We start from the raw sequence: 14,060 nt of genomic DNA on the forward strand, positions 1-14,060 counted from the left end.
CAATGCAATATTGTCTATTGCCCCAAGAGCAACATGTCCTTTGCCGCCAGGCTGACCTTCACGTTTTCTCCCGGTGAGGGCGGAGGTGCGCTTGGATTGTTGAATGTGTCGAAGGAAACGGTATTTTCGCCGAGCGAAGCGCGAATGCGGATGACCGAGCCAAGGAAGTGCACGCTGTTGATCTTGCCATCCAGCGTTGTCTCGCGCTTGTCGGTTGCTTCACCTAGACTGACAGCCTCCGGGCGAACGGCGAGAGAAATCTTGTCGCCAACCTTATGATTGGTAATCTTTTGACCGATCATCACATCCTTGCCATCAATTGCAATAATGCCCGCCGCAGCGTCACGAACGGTCGCGTCAAGCGTGTTCAATGTACCAACGAAGGACGCAACGAAACGCGATGATGGTTGATTGTAAATCTCGAATGGCGCGCCGACCTGTTCGGCCTTGCCTTCATACATGACGACAATGCGATCTGAGATAGACAGCGCTTCTTCCTGGTCATGTGTCACGAAGATGGTGGTGATGCCAAGCTTGCGCTGAATGGCGCGGATTTCCTCCCGCAGGGAAACGCGGATCTTGGCGTCAAGCGCAGAAAGAGGCTCGTCCAGCAGAAGCACTTGCGGTTTGGTAGCCAGCGCGCGGGCTAAAGCCACGCGCTGCTGTTGGCCGCCTGAAAGCTGATAAGGATAACGATCCGCCAAGTGATCCAGTTTGATCAATGAGAGCATTTCATGAACGGTTGCGTTAATTTCCGCTTGCGGTTTCTTTGCGACCTTCAATCCGAAAGCGACATTCTGAGCGACGGTCATGTTGGGGAATAGCGCATAGGCCTGAAACACCATGCCGATATTGCGCTGGTTCGGTTTCAGGTTCACCACGTCCTGACCGCCAATGCTGATCTTGCCGGATGTGGGCGTTTCAAAGCCGGCTACCATACGCAGCACTGTGGTCTTGCCGCAGCCGCTGGGTCCGAGAAAAGAAACGAACTCACCCTTCTCGATATTCAGATTGAAGTCATGAACGACAGTAGTCGCTCCGAAACTCTTTTTCAAATGGCTGATTGTGAGAAATGACATTGTTTTTATCCGGTCTTAGCGCTTGGTGGCAGCGAGGGATTTATTGAGACGGGTGACAACCTGAATAAGACCCATGCAAACCCAGGTGATTGCAAAGGAAATGACTGCCAGAGCCGCAGGCTCATAGGCGCGGTTTGCACCGATAAGCTGCAGGAATGGTCCAAATGCGGGCCGGTTGAGCAGTGCCGCCATGGTAAATTCGCCGATGACGATGGCGAAGGTCAGGAAGGCGCCGGACAGCACGGCAACCAGAACATTGGGGAGAATGACGCTCCACATGATCTTTAACCGGCTTGCACCAAGACTTTCCGCGGCTTCGGTCATGGTGCGGATATCGATAGCGCCAAGGCCCGTATCCACAGCGCGATACATATAGGGCAATGCCAGCATCGTATAGCCAAAGACCAGCAGCAGGTTGGTACCCATGGCGGAGCCGGTCAAGGGCAGAAATGACGATGTATTGTAGAGGCGGATATAGCCGAACACGACAACAATTGCCGGAATGACCAGCGGTAGCAGCGTGATGAATTCAAGGAATGGACGCCAACCGGGAAGCCGCAAGCGCACCCAATAGGCAGTGGGAACAACCAGCACGATACCGACAATAATTGTCACCAGCGCCATAACGATGGAGTAGCCGAATGTTGCCTGAAAGCGCGGATCGCTGAGGATGACCCAATAGGCATCGAAGGAATATACGCCGCGGCGCATGCGTAGCGAAAATTCCAGAGTGCCGATAAGCGGCACCACAAAATATATGATGCCAAAAGCAAGTGCGATCCAAGACCAGAAACGATTGGTTTTCATTTAAGCCACCGTTCGCTGCGGGCGCGCATCCAGATATAAATACCGTTGGAAACGCCAGTGATAACAATCATGCCGAATGCCAGCGCATAACCGAGGTGAGGGTCTTGCAAGACGTCGCCGCGAATCTGCGCGAAGAGCACGATAGGAACAATGCTGAGCGATGAACCGGTGAGTGCATAAGCGGTCGCAATTGCGCCGAACGAGTTAGCAAACAATAGGAGAATCGTGCCCAGCAGTGCAGGCCAGAGAATGGGAAATGCGACCATGCGCCAATATTGCGGGCCGGTTGCGCCAAGAATGAGCGCTGCTTCCTTCCATTCCTTCTTCAGCCCGTCCAAAGCTGGCGTAATGATGAGGATCATCAGCGGAATTTGAAAGTAGAGATAGGTGATCGTCAGGCCCCAGAAACTGAGCAGATTGAAGCCGTGGCCATAAAGATTGAAGCCGAAAACATTATAAAGGAACGTCGTGACAAGCCCGGTTCGCCCCAGCGTCGCCAAAAAAGCAAAGGCGAGCGGCACGCCGGCAAAGTTGGAAGCGACGCCCGAAAAGGTCATTAGCGGCGAGCGTATCCAGGCCGGCAAACCGCCAAGTGTGACAGCGGCAGCGACGCAAAACCCTATGGCTGCACCGAGAATGGCCGAAGCAAGGGAAATTTTTATGGATATCCAGTAGGCATCCATGATGGATGGCTGGAACAGATTCACAATGTTTGTGAGTGTCAGATTACCCTGACTGTCCTGAAAGGCTCCGGCAATCAGATAGATTGTCGGCCATATCAAAAACAGCACGGCAAAGATGATGAAGGGCATGACCCCAAGCCAGTCGAGCGACAGGCGTTTGCGCTCATTCGCTATTGGCGCCGCCGGTGGAGCTGGTGATGAAACGTCTTGTTCTGAAACTGCACTCATGAGTGTTTGGGACCACTTGATAAAGTAATATTCAGCCGCGCCAGAGTAATGCAAAGGCAAGGCAGCCAGGATACCGACCCATCGGATATTCAGGGCCGACGCTGGCCCTCACATGATGGAAAAATCCCCGCGGCGGACCCGCGGGGATTTTTATCCTGTATTACTTGACGTTGGCGCCTACGATCTTGTCCCATCCCTTGGTGATGACTTCCTTGGCGGCAGCCTGTTCATCGAGAGTCGGGAAAATTGCCTTTTCATAGGCGGCAGCAGGAGGCAGCTTGTCGAGCAGGTCCTTGGGGATCTTGTTGTTCTTGGCAAGATCGTTGAAACGGATCGGATGGCAATAGCCCTTGAGCCATGTCAGCTGACCTTCATCGGAATAGAGATATTCCATCCAGAGCTTGGCAGCATTTGGATGAGGTGCGTAAGCGCTGATGGCCTGAACATACACACCAGCAACAACGCCGGAAGCCGGAACAACAACTTCTACAGGCGGATTGCCCTTGAGAGTGTCGCGGCCGGAAAGCGCGTTATAATCCCAGTTGATGATGATCGGTGTTGCGCCCTGAGCCAATGTACCGGACTTGCCGATAACTGGAACGAAGTTGCCAGCCTTGTTGAGGTCAGCAAAATACTTAAGACCTGCTTCACCTGCCGCAGCGCCATAAGTGCCGCCTGTGGAAACGCCAGCGGCGCCTACAGCAAGGATAGCCTGGTTGGAAGCGCGCGGATCGCCAGCAAGAGCAACGGCATTTGCATATTCAGGCTTCAAAAGGTCAGCCCAATCTTTCGGGACTTCCTTGACGATGTCGGTGTTTACCTGGAAGGAAAGAACGCCGTAATAGTCGCCATACCAGTGACCTTCAGCATCTTTTACATTGTCAGGAATGGAGTCCCAGGTGGAGACTTTATAAGGCTGGGTTAGGCCGTCTTTCTTTGCCGATGGACCAAAAGCAAAGCCGACATCGATGACGTCAGGAGCCTGCGGGCCCTTATTGTCCTTGTTGGCCTTGATGGCTTCGATTTCGTCGCCCGAGCCTGCATCCGGATTCAGTTCGTTGACTTCAATGCCATATTTGGCCTTGAAACCAGCGATCACATCGCCATAGGCGCACCAGTCATGCGGCAAGGCGATTGTGGTCAGCGTGCCTTCCTTTTTTGCAGCCGCAACCAAATCTGCCGGTGCGTCGGCAAAGGAAACTGCCGTGCTGGCAAATAGCACAGCAGTCGACAGCGCTACCGCGCGTTTTGTATAACCTACCATTTTTAGACCCCTGTTTGAGCGATACGTCATTGGCTCTTTATCCGACGTCCGGCACCCGATACAGGTCTCTCATGTCAGTTGGATGACAGACCCGTGACGTGCCGGTGAACAGACTTTCCCTGAGCAGTAAGAATAAGTGAACCACTTTTTCGGCGGCTTAGCAATTCGGCGAAAGCCTAAATTTATGGGGTATTCCCAATCGTTTCAAAATTACTTCAATAACGACAAAAACATTGTTGGAGACGCCAATTCGGGCAGGGGAAAGGGGTGAACCGGCCACAATATGACTGCTGCAGCGTCTGGAATGGACGCCAGAGCCGGCAAAACAACTTAGGAGACTAAGTTAATTTTCCCATTTGCCGGAGCAGGGGGATGCCGGGCGGATGGAAGGGGCGACTCTAATGTCCGCCGCCTCCGGATGCCGGTGCCCCTGGCTTGCGCATCAGGATTGCGAAAACCGCCAGCGATACAAAGAGCATTGTCAGGATATAGAAGACATCCATGAAAGACAGCAGCGAGGCCTGCTGATGAACCATGCCGGAGATTCTGCTCAGAGCGGTCGTGGTTCCATCCAGTCCATGTGAAGCAAAATTCTTCGACATGGAATTCATCAAATCTTCTGCTTCCGGATTGCCCCAGCGAACATTTTCCGAAAGCTGGGCATAGTGCAGCGCACCGCGATCAGTGAGTATCTGGTTAATCACTGCCAGCCCGACCGCGCCGCCAAGATTACGCATCAGATTAAACAAGCCGGAAGCGTTTTTCAGGCGAGCCAGCGGCAAAGTGCCAAGCGCAAGATTATTGATCGGCACCATGCACAGCATGAGCGAACAGCCTCGCAGGATCTGCGGCACAAGCAATTCGTAGAAATCCCAGTCCGCAGTAAGATGCGTCATGGTCCAGGTGCCCGCGCCAAAACCGATAAAGCCGATCATGATCATAATACGCGGGTCCATCCTGCCGGACAGGAAACCGGCTATTGGCGCGGTCATGAACATGGCAAGCCCGCTGACAAACAGCGCTTCCCCGATCATCAACGCGTCATAGCCGCGAATCTGCCCCAAATAGACCGGGTAGATATAGGTAAGGCCATAGAGGCCAATACCGAGGACGAACGAGAAGGCTGATCCAAAGGCAAAGTTCAGATTTTTGAAGGCGAAAAGATCGACGATGGGCTGTTCGGCGGTAAAGGCCCGATAGAAGAAGATGATGCCACCAATGACCATGACGATGCTGCAATAGTAGACGGCGTGATCCTGCAACCAATCATTGCGTGGACCTTCCTCAAGCACATATTCGAGCGAACCGAGGAATGCTGCCATACCGGCGAGACCCCACCAGTCGAATTTGCTCAACAGGGACCGGTCGCCCTTGTCGAAGTCGATCAGGTTCCACGCAGCGATCGCAACGGCGATACCGGGGATGACGTTGACAAGAAAGAGCCAATGCCACGAAAAAGCATGGCTCAGATAACCACCGACCGTCGGCCCGATCGTTGGGGCCAATGTCGCCACGAGGCCGATCATGGGGGAAACAATGGAGCGTTTGGAGGGCGGGAAAATTGTAAAGGCAGCCGCAAACACACTTGGGATCATACCACCGCCGATAAAGCCCTGGATGGCGCGGTAGACGATCATCTGGTCAATATTCGTCGCAGTGGCGCAAAGCACGCTGGCGGCGGTGAAACCTGCGGCAGATACCGAGAAAAGAATCCGCGTTGAAACCAGCCGTCCCAGAAAACCTGACAGCGGGATCATGATAACTTCGGCGATCAGGTAAGAGGTCTGGACCCATGAAATCTCATCAGCGCTGGCGCTGAGGCCTGCCTGAATTTCGGCCAGGGATGCCGAGACGATCTGAATGTCCAGAATCGCCATGAACATTCCAAAGACCATCGCCAGAAAGGCGATGGCTTTTTTGGGATCGATTTTATCTTCCGGAATGGCTGGAGCGCCCGGACCGCCGGCTGCCGTTGTTGCATTTGCCATAATCGTCGCCCTTTCCGATTCCGGAACCGGATTTACTTGGCTGGAGTCGTCCGCGTGTCGACATCGACAACGACGCTGAGGCCCGCCTGCAACTTGCCGCTGGCCAAGGCGTCACCCGGCAAGGCAATGCGAACAGGAACACGTTGCACAACCTTGGTGAAGTTACCCGTGGCATTTTCCGGAGGAAGAAGGGAGAAGACGGCGCCGGAGGCCGGTGCAATCGAAGCAACCGTGCCTTCAAACGTATCGCCATCCAGCGCATCGACCCGAATGTGGACTTTCTGGCCCACATTTATGTCACGAAGCTGCGTTTCCTTGTAATTTGCATCGATATAGAGCGCATTAACAGGAACGAGTGCAGCCAAACGCTGGCCGGGACTGACAAGGTCGCCCTTCTTGGCGGCAAGATTGCCAATGACGCCATCCACTGGTGCACGGATGACGGTAAAGCTCAGATCGCGCGCTGCCTTGTCTTTCGACAATTCGAGCGAGGCAATGGTGCCTTCAGCTTCCTTGTACTGTGCCTCAAGAACGCCGACATTGGCGGCTGCGCTGGCGATCTTTGCATCAGCGGATGCAAGATTGGCCTTTGCCTGATCCAATGCAGCGGTTGCATCATCAAGCGTTGACTGCGAAGCAAACCGCGTTGCATGCAACTGATTGGCCCGTACCGAACCGGCTTGCGCATTGGTCAGCACTGCCTGTGCGCTCAATTTTCCAGCCTGCGCCTCGGTCAGCGAAGCCCTTGCGGCCTCGGTCTGCGCCTTGATACGGTCAAGCGAAAGCTTCTGCGTGGCAATCTGTGCTTCGGCCTGTTCCTCAGCGAGCGTGTAATCGCCATTATCAAGCGTGATCAATGGATCACCCGCCTTGACGCGCTGGTTGGCAACAACATTGATCGTATCGATATAGCCGGTCACCTTGGGAGCGATGGCAGTAATATCGCCCTGGATATAGGCGTCATCGGTGGAAACCATAAAACGGCCCGTCGTCCAATATCCGTAACCGAAATATGCACCACCGGCGAGCGCCGCCACCAAAATAGTCGTCAGGATCAGCCGTTTGCGGGAGCGCTTGGGAGGCTCGGCTTTCTTTACGTCAGCGGCAACATCATGTTGCGGCGCTTCCGTAGTTGCGGGCATCTCGGATTTTGAAACTGGAGCCGGGAACTGACGGATGTCAGCCTCATTCTTTGCTTTGGACGCAGGCATTTGGGGTTTCTTTCTACGGATGTTCAGCCATAAAACTGATTGAACCATTCGGTTCGATCGTTGACATAGCGCAATTGAGAGCGCATATCAAGGGGATCGAACCGCTTGGTTCGAAAAAAGAACAACAAACGAGGAAACAGAACGAGAATGTCATCTAAAAAGGCCTATTCGACATCATTGTCCACCGCTAACGCGCTGGAAGCAGCGCTATCGGGCGATGAGCGGCAGGGCCGTTTAGCTGCCGGGCAAGATCCGGCAAAGCGTCAGCAAATATTGGAGGGTGCGGACCGGGTATTTTCCACGATGGGCTTTGACGCAGCCAGCATGAATGACATTACGCGCGAGGCTGGTGTCTCCAAAGGCACGATCTATGTCTATTTCGATAGCAAGGAGGAGCTTTTTCTCGAACTTTGCATCAGTTATCGCGAAAGGCTTTTCAGCGGTATTTATTCCGCCTTTGAGGGCGACTATGATTTGCGTGATGCACTTATCGCATTCGGTAAGGCGCTTTCGATCAAGGTGACGTCCGATGTGGTCATTCGTGCGCAGCGTGTTGTTATCGGTGTGGCCGAACGCATGCCCTCAATGAGCCGGAGCTTTTACGAGCAGGGCCCGAAAAAGGGGCAGGCGATGATGAAGGCATTTCTGGACAAGCATGTCGCCGCGGGCGATCTGGAAATTGAAGATACCGAACTTGCCACCTATCAACTGTCAGATCTTGTGATGACGGGCCTCTTCAAGCGCCGGCTGTTTGGCTGCATGGATGAGGCACCGACGGAAGAACAAATCAACAAGACGGTTACTGCGGGTGTCGATGTGTTTCTGAGAGCCTATGGCAAGCGCTGAATATTCAGGCTGTGCCACAGCTGGCGCAGATGCCGCGAATTTCGATTGTCGTTTTGGAAGGTTTAAACCCATTACCCTTTGTCCATTCACGGACACGGGCAGTGATAACGTCATCTGAAAACTCGGTAACCTGGCCGCATTTCTCGCAGATCGCGAAGGCGATCATGCCATGGTTATGGCTATGATCATGAGGATGGGAGCAGGCAACAAACGCATTTATGCTTTCAAGCCGGTGGATCATCCCGTAATCGAGAAGTTTATCCAGCGCACGATAGACCTGTAAGGGGGCGCGGAAACCATTTTCACGCAATTGGTCCAAAATAGTGTAGGCGCTCAACGGCCCGTCGGCGCGTGTCAAAGCGTCGAAAACCAGTGACTGGTTCTTGGTGAGTTCCTGAGTGGCCGCCATATTCGCTTGTTCCTTTTATCTGCTTACTAGATAAGAAATTTTTTCACGAACCGCCAGTGCGTCATCTCTTTTCCACTGATCTCAAATTTGCCATTGTTGACTAATGTAATAACATCACATACGAAGACGTCAAGAATTTGCCGAGAAGGCTTTCAGTAAATCCGGCTTTTCCGCGAGTTTTACCTTTATGACTGAACCAAGTCTGACATTTCGTGATCTTACGTTGGGTTACCACAGCCATCCAGCTGTGCATCACCTTAGCGGCGTTGTCGCGCGGGGATCTTTGACAGCCGTTGTCGGATCGAATGGTTCAGGCAAGTCCACGCTGATGAAGGGTATTGTCGGTGTGTTGAAGCCCATGTCCGGCTCATGCACAGTCGAGAAGGGCATGCGGATCGCCTATCTGCCGCAGCAATCAGAGCTTGACCGGTCTTTCCCGGCACGCGTGGTCGATCTCGTATCACTTGGTCTGTGGCCAAGGCGGGGATTACTGGGCCGTTTCAGCAAAGAAGACCGGGCAAGCGTTTCACAGGCATTGATGGCTGTGGGACTTGGCGGCTTTGAAAAGCGCGGCATTGATACCCTGTCCGGCGGACAATTGCAGCGGGCATTGTTTGCGCGCGTTCTCGTGCAGGACGCTGACATAATTCTGCTGGACGAACCCTTCAATGCGATCGATGCCAAGACCGTTGCTGATCTCGTCGGCCTCATCAAGCGCTGGCATGGCGAAAGCCGGACCGTCATGGTTGTCGTGCATGATCTGGAACTGGTGAAGGAACATTTTCCGGAAACCCTGCTTCTGGCCCGCAAGCCAATTGCCTGGGGTTCATCCCGCGATACGTTGCGGCCGGAAAATCTTCTCCACGCCCGCCAGTTCCACGAAGCATGGGAAGAAGGCGCTGCATGGTGCGAGGATGACCAGTTGCATGGTCACGATCACACGCACGCCCACAATCACAGCGGACCCCATGGCCATATGGAAAAGGGGGCGGCATAGCATGTATGATTTTCTGATTGCTCCCTTCGTCGATTATAGCTTCATGCAGCGTGCATTGCTGGGTTCGCTGGCTCTGGCACTTGGCTCATGTCCGGTCGGTGTATTTTTGATGCTGCGTCGCATGAGCCTGACCGGTGATGCGATGGCGCATGCGATCCTGCCCGGCGCTGCGGTCGGTTTCCTTCTCTATGGTTTGCAGATCGTGCCGATGACAATTGGCGGGCTGGTTGCCGGTGTCATCGTTGCCTTGGGGGCGGGGGCGGTTTCCCGCTTTACCATCCAGAAGGAGGACGCTTCAATGGCCGCTTTCTATCTCATATCGCTGGCGCTGGGTGTTTTGATTGTTTCGCTGCGCGGATCTAATGTTGATCTCATGCATGTCCTGTTCGGCACGGTACTCGCGCTCAATAATGATGCGCTTGGCCTGATTGGTCTTATCTCGGCAATCAGTGTCGTGACACTGGCAATCTTCTGGCGGGGATTGGTGGCGGAGTGTCTTGATCCGTTATTTCTGCGCTCTGTCAGCCGCATCGGTACGCCGGTCCATTTCATATTTCTCGGCCTGGTGGTGATAAATCTCGTCGGCGGTTTTCAGGCGCTTGGCACATTGCTTGCTGTCGGGCTGATGATGCTTCCGGCTGCTGCTGCGCGTTTCTGGACTGCTCGTGTCGGGCCGATGTGCGCCGTGGCCATAGCAATCGGCTTTGCCTCATGTGTCGGGGGACTGTTGATCTCCTATCATTTTTCGGTGCCATCAGGACCGGCTATTATTCTCTCTGCCGGTGCAGTTTATCTTGGCTCCATCATAATGGGCACGAGCGGAATTCTACAAAGCCGCCTTCGCCCTCATCGTCACAGAACCGCATAAAATCAAGGAAAGAGACCATGATCAAAACCCTCAAACTTGCCAGTGCTTTAAATGTTATACTATTACTGAGTGCAGCCTATAGTTCTGCTTCTGCCGAAAACCTGAAAGTTGTTTCGAGTTTTTCGATCATCTCTGACTTCGCCAAGAATGTCGGTGGCGACAAGATCGATCTGACGACGCTGGTTGGCCCGGATGGCGACGCGCATGTTTATGAGCCAAAGCCATCTGATGCCGCAGCTGTTGCCAAAGCTGATGTTGTGTTGGTCAATGGTCTGAACTTCGAGGGATTTCTGCCGCGGCTTGTAGAAGCAAGCGCCACAAAGGCACCAATCGTTGAATTGACCAAGGGCATTGAGCCGTTGAAAAGCGGCGAAGAAGAGCATGATCATGCGAGTGGAGAAGAGCACAAGCATGAAGGCGAAGAGCACAAGCATGAGGGTGAAGCGCATGCCCATGAAGGACACGATCACGGTGCCTATGATCCGCATGCTTTTCAGTCCATCAGCAACGCAAAGATCTATGTGAAGAATATCGCCGACGCCTTCTGCACAGCTGATGCTGCAAATTGCGATACCTACAAGACCAACGCTGCCGACTACACCAAGAAGCTCGATGCGACGGAAGCAGATGTGAAGGCCGCAATTGCGTCAATTCCGGAAAGCAAGCGCCTCGTCATCACGTCGCACGATGCATTTGGCTATTTTGAACATGAATATGGCCTGAAATTCCTGGCGCCAGAAGGCATTTCGACGGATTCGGAAGCCTCTGCTGCCGATATTGTTGCCCTGATCAAGCAGATCAAGGAAGACAAGGCCTCAGCAATCTTTGTCGAGAATATCACCAACCCGCGTTTGATCGAACAGATTGCCAGCGAAACGAAACTGAACGTCGGCGGCACGCTGTTCTCGGATGCTCTATCCAAGCCTGAGGATGGTGCCGGGACCTATGTCGAAATGATGCAGCACAATATCACTACATTCAAGAAAGCCATTCTCGGCAGTTAATACGGCACGCCGGAAAAGCGGAGCAGGACTCCGCTTTTCTTTTACCCAGAAATGTTATGTTATTACATTAGGAGAAAACCATGACACGGCACCTACTTGTGTTCTCGTCTCTCGCCATCACAGCTGGTTTGCTGATGACCCCCGCCTTGGCAGAGGGAAAAACGGCATGGCGGCTATTCGTCGCCGATCAGGCCGATCCCGTAATACGCGCTCTGGATGCCAAGACCGGCGAGGTGCTGGACACGTTCAAGATGAAAGCACCAGCCAGCCTTTCGAGGAGCGAAAGTGGTCGCCTGGTATTCGCCAACGAGCGTGATGCTGGCCAATTCTCAGTCATTTCAAGTGGCATTTCTGTTGATGATCATGGAGATCACGGGGATCTGAAAGTTGAAAAGCCTACGCTGCTCAATTTGAATTTTGCGGGAAAGAAACCGTCGCACTTTGTCGACCACCATGGGCAAATTGCCTTGTTCTTTGATGGGGACGGGGCGGTCAAAATTGTTAAAGAGTCTGACGTTCTGGGCGAGAGGGCCGATGCAAGGGAAGTGAAAGTTGCCTCGCCGCATCATGGCGTTGCGGTCGCTTTCGGTGAGAAGGTTCTCGTGTCCGAACCGCACCCGACAGAGCCAGTCAAGGAGCTGCCCATCGGCGTGCGTATTGCCGGAGCGAATAATAAAGTTTCAGGAGAATTGTATGATTGCCCGGATCTCCACGGCGAAGCGGCCTCAGGCAGTATCGTCGCCATAGCCTGTAAATCGGGTCTGCTTCTGGTGAAATCGGCGAATGACGAGCTGGAGATCAATCATCTTGATTATTCAAAATCGCTTCCAGAGGGCAAGTCCTCAACTTTGGTTGGTGGCAAGGGGCTACAGTATTTTCTGGGCAATTACGGGCCGCAGGCGGTGGTTCTGATTGATCCAACCGCTGAAGATGCATTCCGTCTGATCGAGCTTCCCGCACGCCGCGTTCATTTTGCTGTCGATTCTGTGCGCCCGCGCTTTGCCTATATCTTTACCGAGGATGGTCAACTGCACCAGCTGGACGTCATCACCGGCAAGATTGAAAAATCGCTACAGCTTACAGAGCCTTACAGCATGGACGGCCATTGGAACCTGCCGCGGCCTCGAATTGCCGTCGCAGGCGATGACATCATACTTACCGACCCTCTGAAAAGCCGGTTGCAGGTCATTGACGCAGCCCGTTTCGAAAAGTCCCGCGATATTCCAGTTGAAGGCACTCCTTACAATGTTGTGGCCATAGGCGGGTCGGGCGAAGTTCACGAGTAATCTTATGCCCGCGCGCCTGAACAGCGCGTGGGCTTCTTTTTGGAAAGGCTAAAGCCATGCAAAACACAGCAACAGCCAAGCGCTTGCCCGTGACAGTGCTTTCGGGTTTTCTCGGAGCGGGCAAAACCACACTCCTCAATCATATTCTCAACAATCGTGAGGGCCGCCGTGTCGCGGTTATCGTCAACGATATGAGCGAGGTTAATATTGATGCCGCGCTTATCCGCGACGGCGGTGCGAACTTGTCGCGGACGGAAGAGCAATTGGTTGAGATGACCAATGGTTGCATCTGCTGCACCTTGCGCGACGATCTTCTCGCAGAAGTGCGGCAATTGGCAAGTCAAGGCCGGTTTGACCATCTGTTGATAGAGTCGACAGGCATATCAGAGCCGCTGCCGGTGGCATCCACCTTTGATTTTCGTGATGAAAACGGCATGAGCCTGTCGGATATCTCATGCCTCGACACAATGGTGACTGTCGTTGATGCGGCAAATCTTTTGAAGGATTATGCCTCCAGCGACTTTCTCAAGGATCGTGGCGAGTCACTGGGTGATGGGGATAACCGCACATTGGTCGATCTTCTCGTCGATCAAATCGAATTTGCCGATGTCATCATCCTGAACAAGATATCGTCGGCCTCCATGTATGACCGCGATATTGCACGAAAAATCATTCGTGCCCTGAATCCAGATGCCAAGGTAATCGAAACGGATTTTGCCAAGGTCAATCTTGCCGACGTTCTGGACACGGGCCTTTTCGATTTCGACAAGGCGCAAGAAAACCCGCTTTGGTACAAGGAACTGAACAATTTTGCCGATCACATACCTGAAACGGAAGAATATGGTGTTCGCTCATTTGTCTATCGTGAACGGCGCCCGTTCGATCCGCAAAAGTTCCAGGATTTCATCAACTCAAACTGGACCGGGGTCATCCGTGCCAAAGGCTTTTTCTGGCTTGCGACACGGCCGGACCATGTCGGCGAGCTTAGCCAGGCGGGTGCATTGGTCAGATCAGAAAAGCGCGGTCTTTGGTGGTCATCGGTTTCGAAAAGCCGTTGGCCGGATAGTCCGGAGTGGTTGAATGCCATGAAGCCATATCTTCATCCGATTTGGGGTGATCGGCGCCAGGAACTGGTCTTCATCGGTGTCGATCCCATGGATGAAGCTGAAATCCGCGCGCAACTCGACGCCTGTCTCTTGGATACGGATGAATTCACGCCGCATAAATGGGAGGCGTTGCTGGACCCCTTTCCAAGCTGGATGAGACAGGCTTCCTGAGAGCCGGCAAATGAGATTGCGCTTGGGAACCATGCAGAATCTGGCATCGAAACTCCTGGGTTTTGATGTCTCAGACGAGCGGGCAAAGCCTGTTCAAACCAAAAGCTTCAATT

General features: G+C 53.4%; 13 protein-coding genes. 6 read left to right on the forward strand and 7 right to left on the reverse strand.

Annotation, left to right across the window (positions count from 1 at the left end):
* Positions 1 to 14 precede the first annotated feature (14 nt).
* The 6 genes from ACTJI9_RS00425 to ACTJI9_RS00450 all read right to left on the reverse strand — a co-directional run bounded on the left by ACTJI9_RS00425 (position 15) and on the right by ACTJI9_RS00450 (position 7,260).
* Complete coding sequence (locus ACTJI9_RS00425) at positions 15 to 1,079, reverse strand: polyamine ABC transporter ATP-binding protein (RefSeq protein WP_115052288.1); 1,065 nt, start codon at positions 1,077 to 1,079, stop codon at positions 15 to 17.
* 15 nt (positions 1,080 to 1,094) lie between these two features.
* Positions 1,095 to 1,886: an ABC transporter permease gene (locus ACTJI9_RS00430; RefSeq protein WP_115052289.1), complete on the reverse strand. Its 792-nt coding sequence runs from the start codon at positions 1,884 to 1,886 to the stop codon at positions 1,095 to 1,097.
* Positions 1,883 to 2,797 (reverse strand): ABC transporter permease, encoded by a 915-nt coding sequence (locus ACTJI9_RS00435; protein WP_115052290.1) that lies wholly within the window; start codon positions 2,795 to 2,797, stop codon positions 1,883 to 1,885. The genes ACTJI9_RS00430 and ACTJI9_RS00435 overlap by 4 nt, the downstream gene beginning before the upstream one ends.
* Positions 2,798 to 2,957: 160 nt before the next feature.
* Positions 2,958 to 4,061, reverse strand: coding sequence for an ABC transporter substrate-binding protein (locus ACTJI9_RS00440; protein WP_115052291.1), 1,104 nt, complete (start codon positions 4,059 to 4,061; stop codon positions 2,958 to 2,960).
* A gap of 398 nt (positions 4,062 to 4,459) precedes the next feature.
* Positions 4,460 to 6,049 carry a DHA2 family efflux MFS transporter permease subunit gene (locus ACTJI9_RS00445; RefSeq protein WP_115052292.1) on the reverse strand — a complete coding sequence of 530 codons (1,590 nt, stop codon included), beginning with the start codon at positions 6,047 to 6,049 and terminating at the stop codon, positions 4,460 to 4,462.
* A 32-nt stretch (positions 6,050 to 6,081) separates the two neighbouring features.
* Positions 6,082 to 7,260, reverse strand: a complete 1,179-nt coding sequence (locus tag ACTJI9_RS00450; protein WP_115052293.1) for an HlyD family secretion protein — start codon at positions 7,258 to 7,260, stop codon at positions 6,082 to 6,084.
* 147 nt (positions 7,261 to 7,407) lie between these two features.
* Here ACTJI9_RS00450 and ACTJI9_RS00455 point away from each other — a divergent pair, with 147 nt between their 5' ends.
* Entirely contained in the window at positions 7,408 to 8,106 is a 699-nt protein-coding gene (locus ACTJI9_RS00455) for a TetR/AcrR family transcriptional regulator (RefSeq protein WP_307279834.1), read from the forward strand.
* Between the two features lie 4 nt (positions 8,107 to 8,110).
* On the opposite strand, the gene ACTJI9_RS00460 is transcribed toward ACTJI9_RS00455, so the two are convergent.
* Entirely contained in the window at positions 8,111 to 8,515 is a 405-nt protein-coding gene (locus ACTJI9_RS00460; RefSeq protein ID WP_307279831.1) for a Fur family transcriptional regulator, read from the reverse strand.
* Positions 8,516 to 8,702: 187 nt separating this feature from the next.
* Between ACTJI9_RS00460 and aztA the strand changes: the two genes are divergently transcribed.
* From aztA to zigA, 5 genes are all read left to right on the forward strand, one after another.
* Positions 8,703 to 9,512, forward strand: coding sequence for a zinc ABC transporter ATP-binding protein AztA (gene aztA / locus ACTJI9_RS00465; protein WP_440805326.1), 810 nt, complete (start codon positions 8,703 to 8,705; stop codon positions 9,510 to 9,512).
* A gap of 1 nt (position 9,513) precedes the next feature.
* Entirely contained in the window at positions 9,514 to 10,380 is an 867-nt protein-coding gene (gene aztB / locus ACTJI9_RS00470) for a zinc ABC transporter permease AztB (RefSeq protein ID WP_440805329.1), read from the forward strand.
* A gap of 17 nt (positions 10,381 to 10,397) precedes the next feature.
* On the forward strand, positions 10,398 to 11,384 hold the full coding sequence (gene aztC / locus ACTJI9_RS00475; protein WP_440805331.1) for a zinc ABC transporter substrate-binding protein AztC: 987 nt from the start codon (positions 10,398 to 10,400) through the stop codon (positions 11,382 to 11,384).
* A gap of 80 nt (positions 11,385 to 11,464) precedes the next feature.
* Positions 11,465 to 12,670, forward strand: coding sequence for a zinc metallochaperone AztD (gene aztD / locus ACTJI9_RS00480; protein ID WP_336439645.1), 1,206 nt, complete (start codon positions 11,465 to 11,467; stop codon positions 12,668 to 12,670).
* 56 nt (positions 12,671 to 12,726) lie between these two features.
* Complete coding sequence (gene zigA / locus ACTJI9_RS00485) at positions 12,727 to 13,947, forward strand: zinc metallochaperone GTPase ZigA (RefSeq protein WP_115052300.1); 1,221 nt, start codon at positions 12,727 to 12,729, stop codon at positions 13,945 to 13,947.
* Positions 13,948 to 14,060 lie beyond the last annotated feature (113 nt).

Origin of the sequence: Phyllobacterium sp. 22552, from assembly GCF_052044585.1 — a bacterium.
Classification (GTDB): domain Bacteria; phylum Pseudomonadota; class Alphaproteobacteria; order Rhizobiales; family Rhizobiaceae; genus Phyllobacterium; species Phyllobacterium ifriqiyense.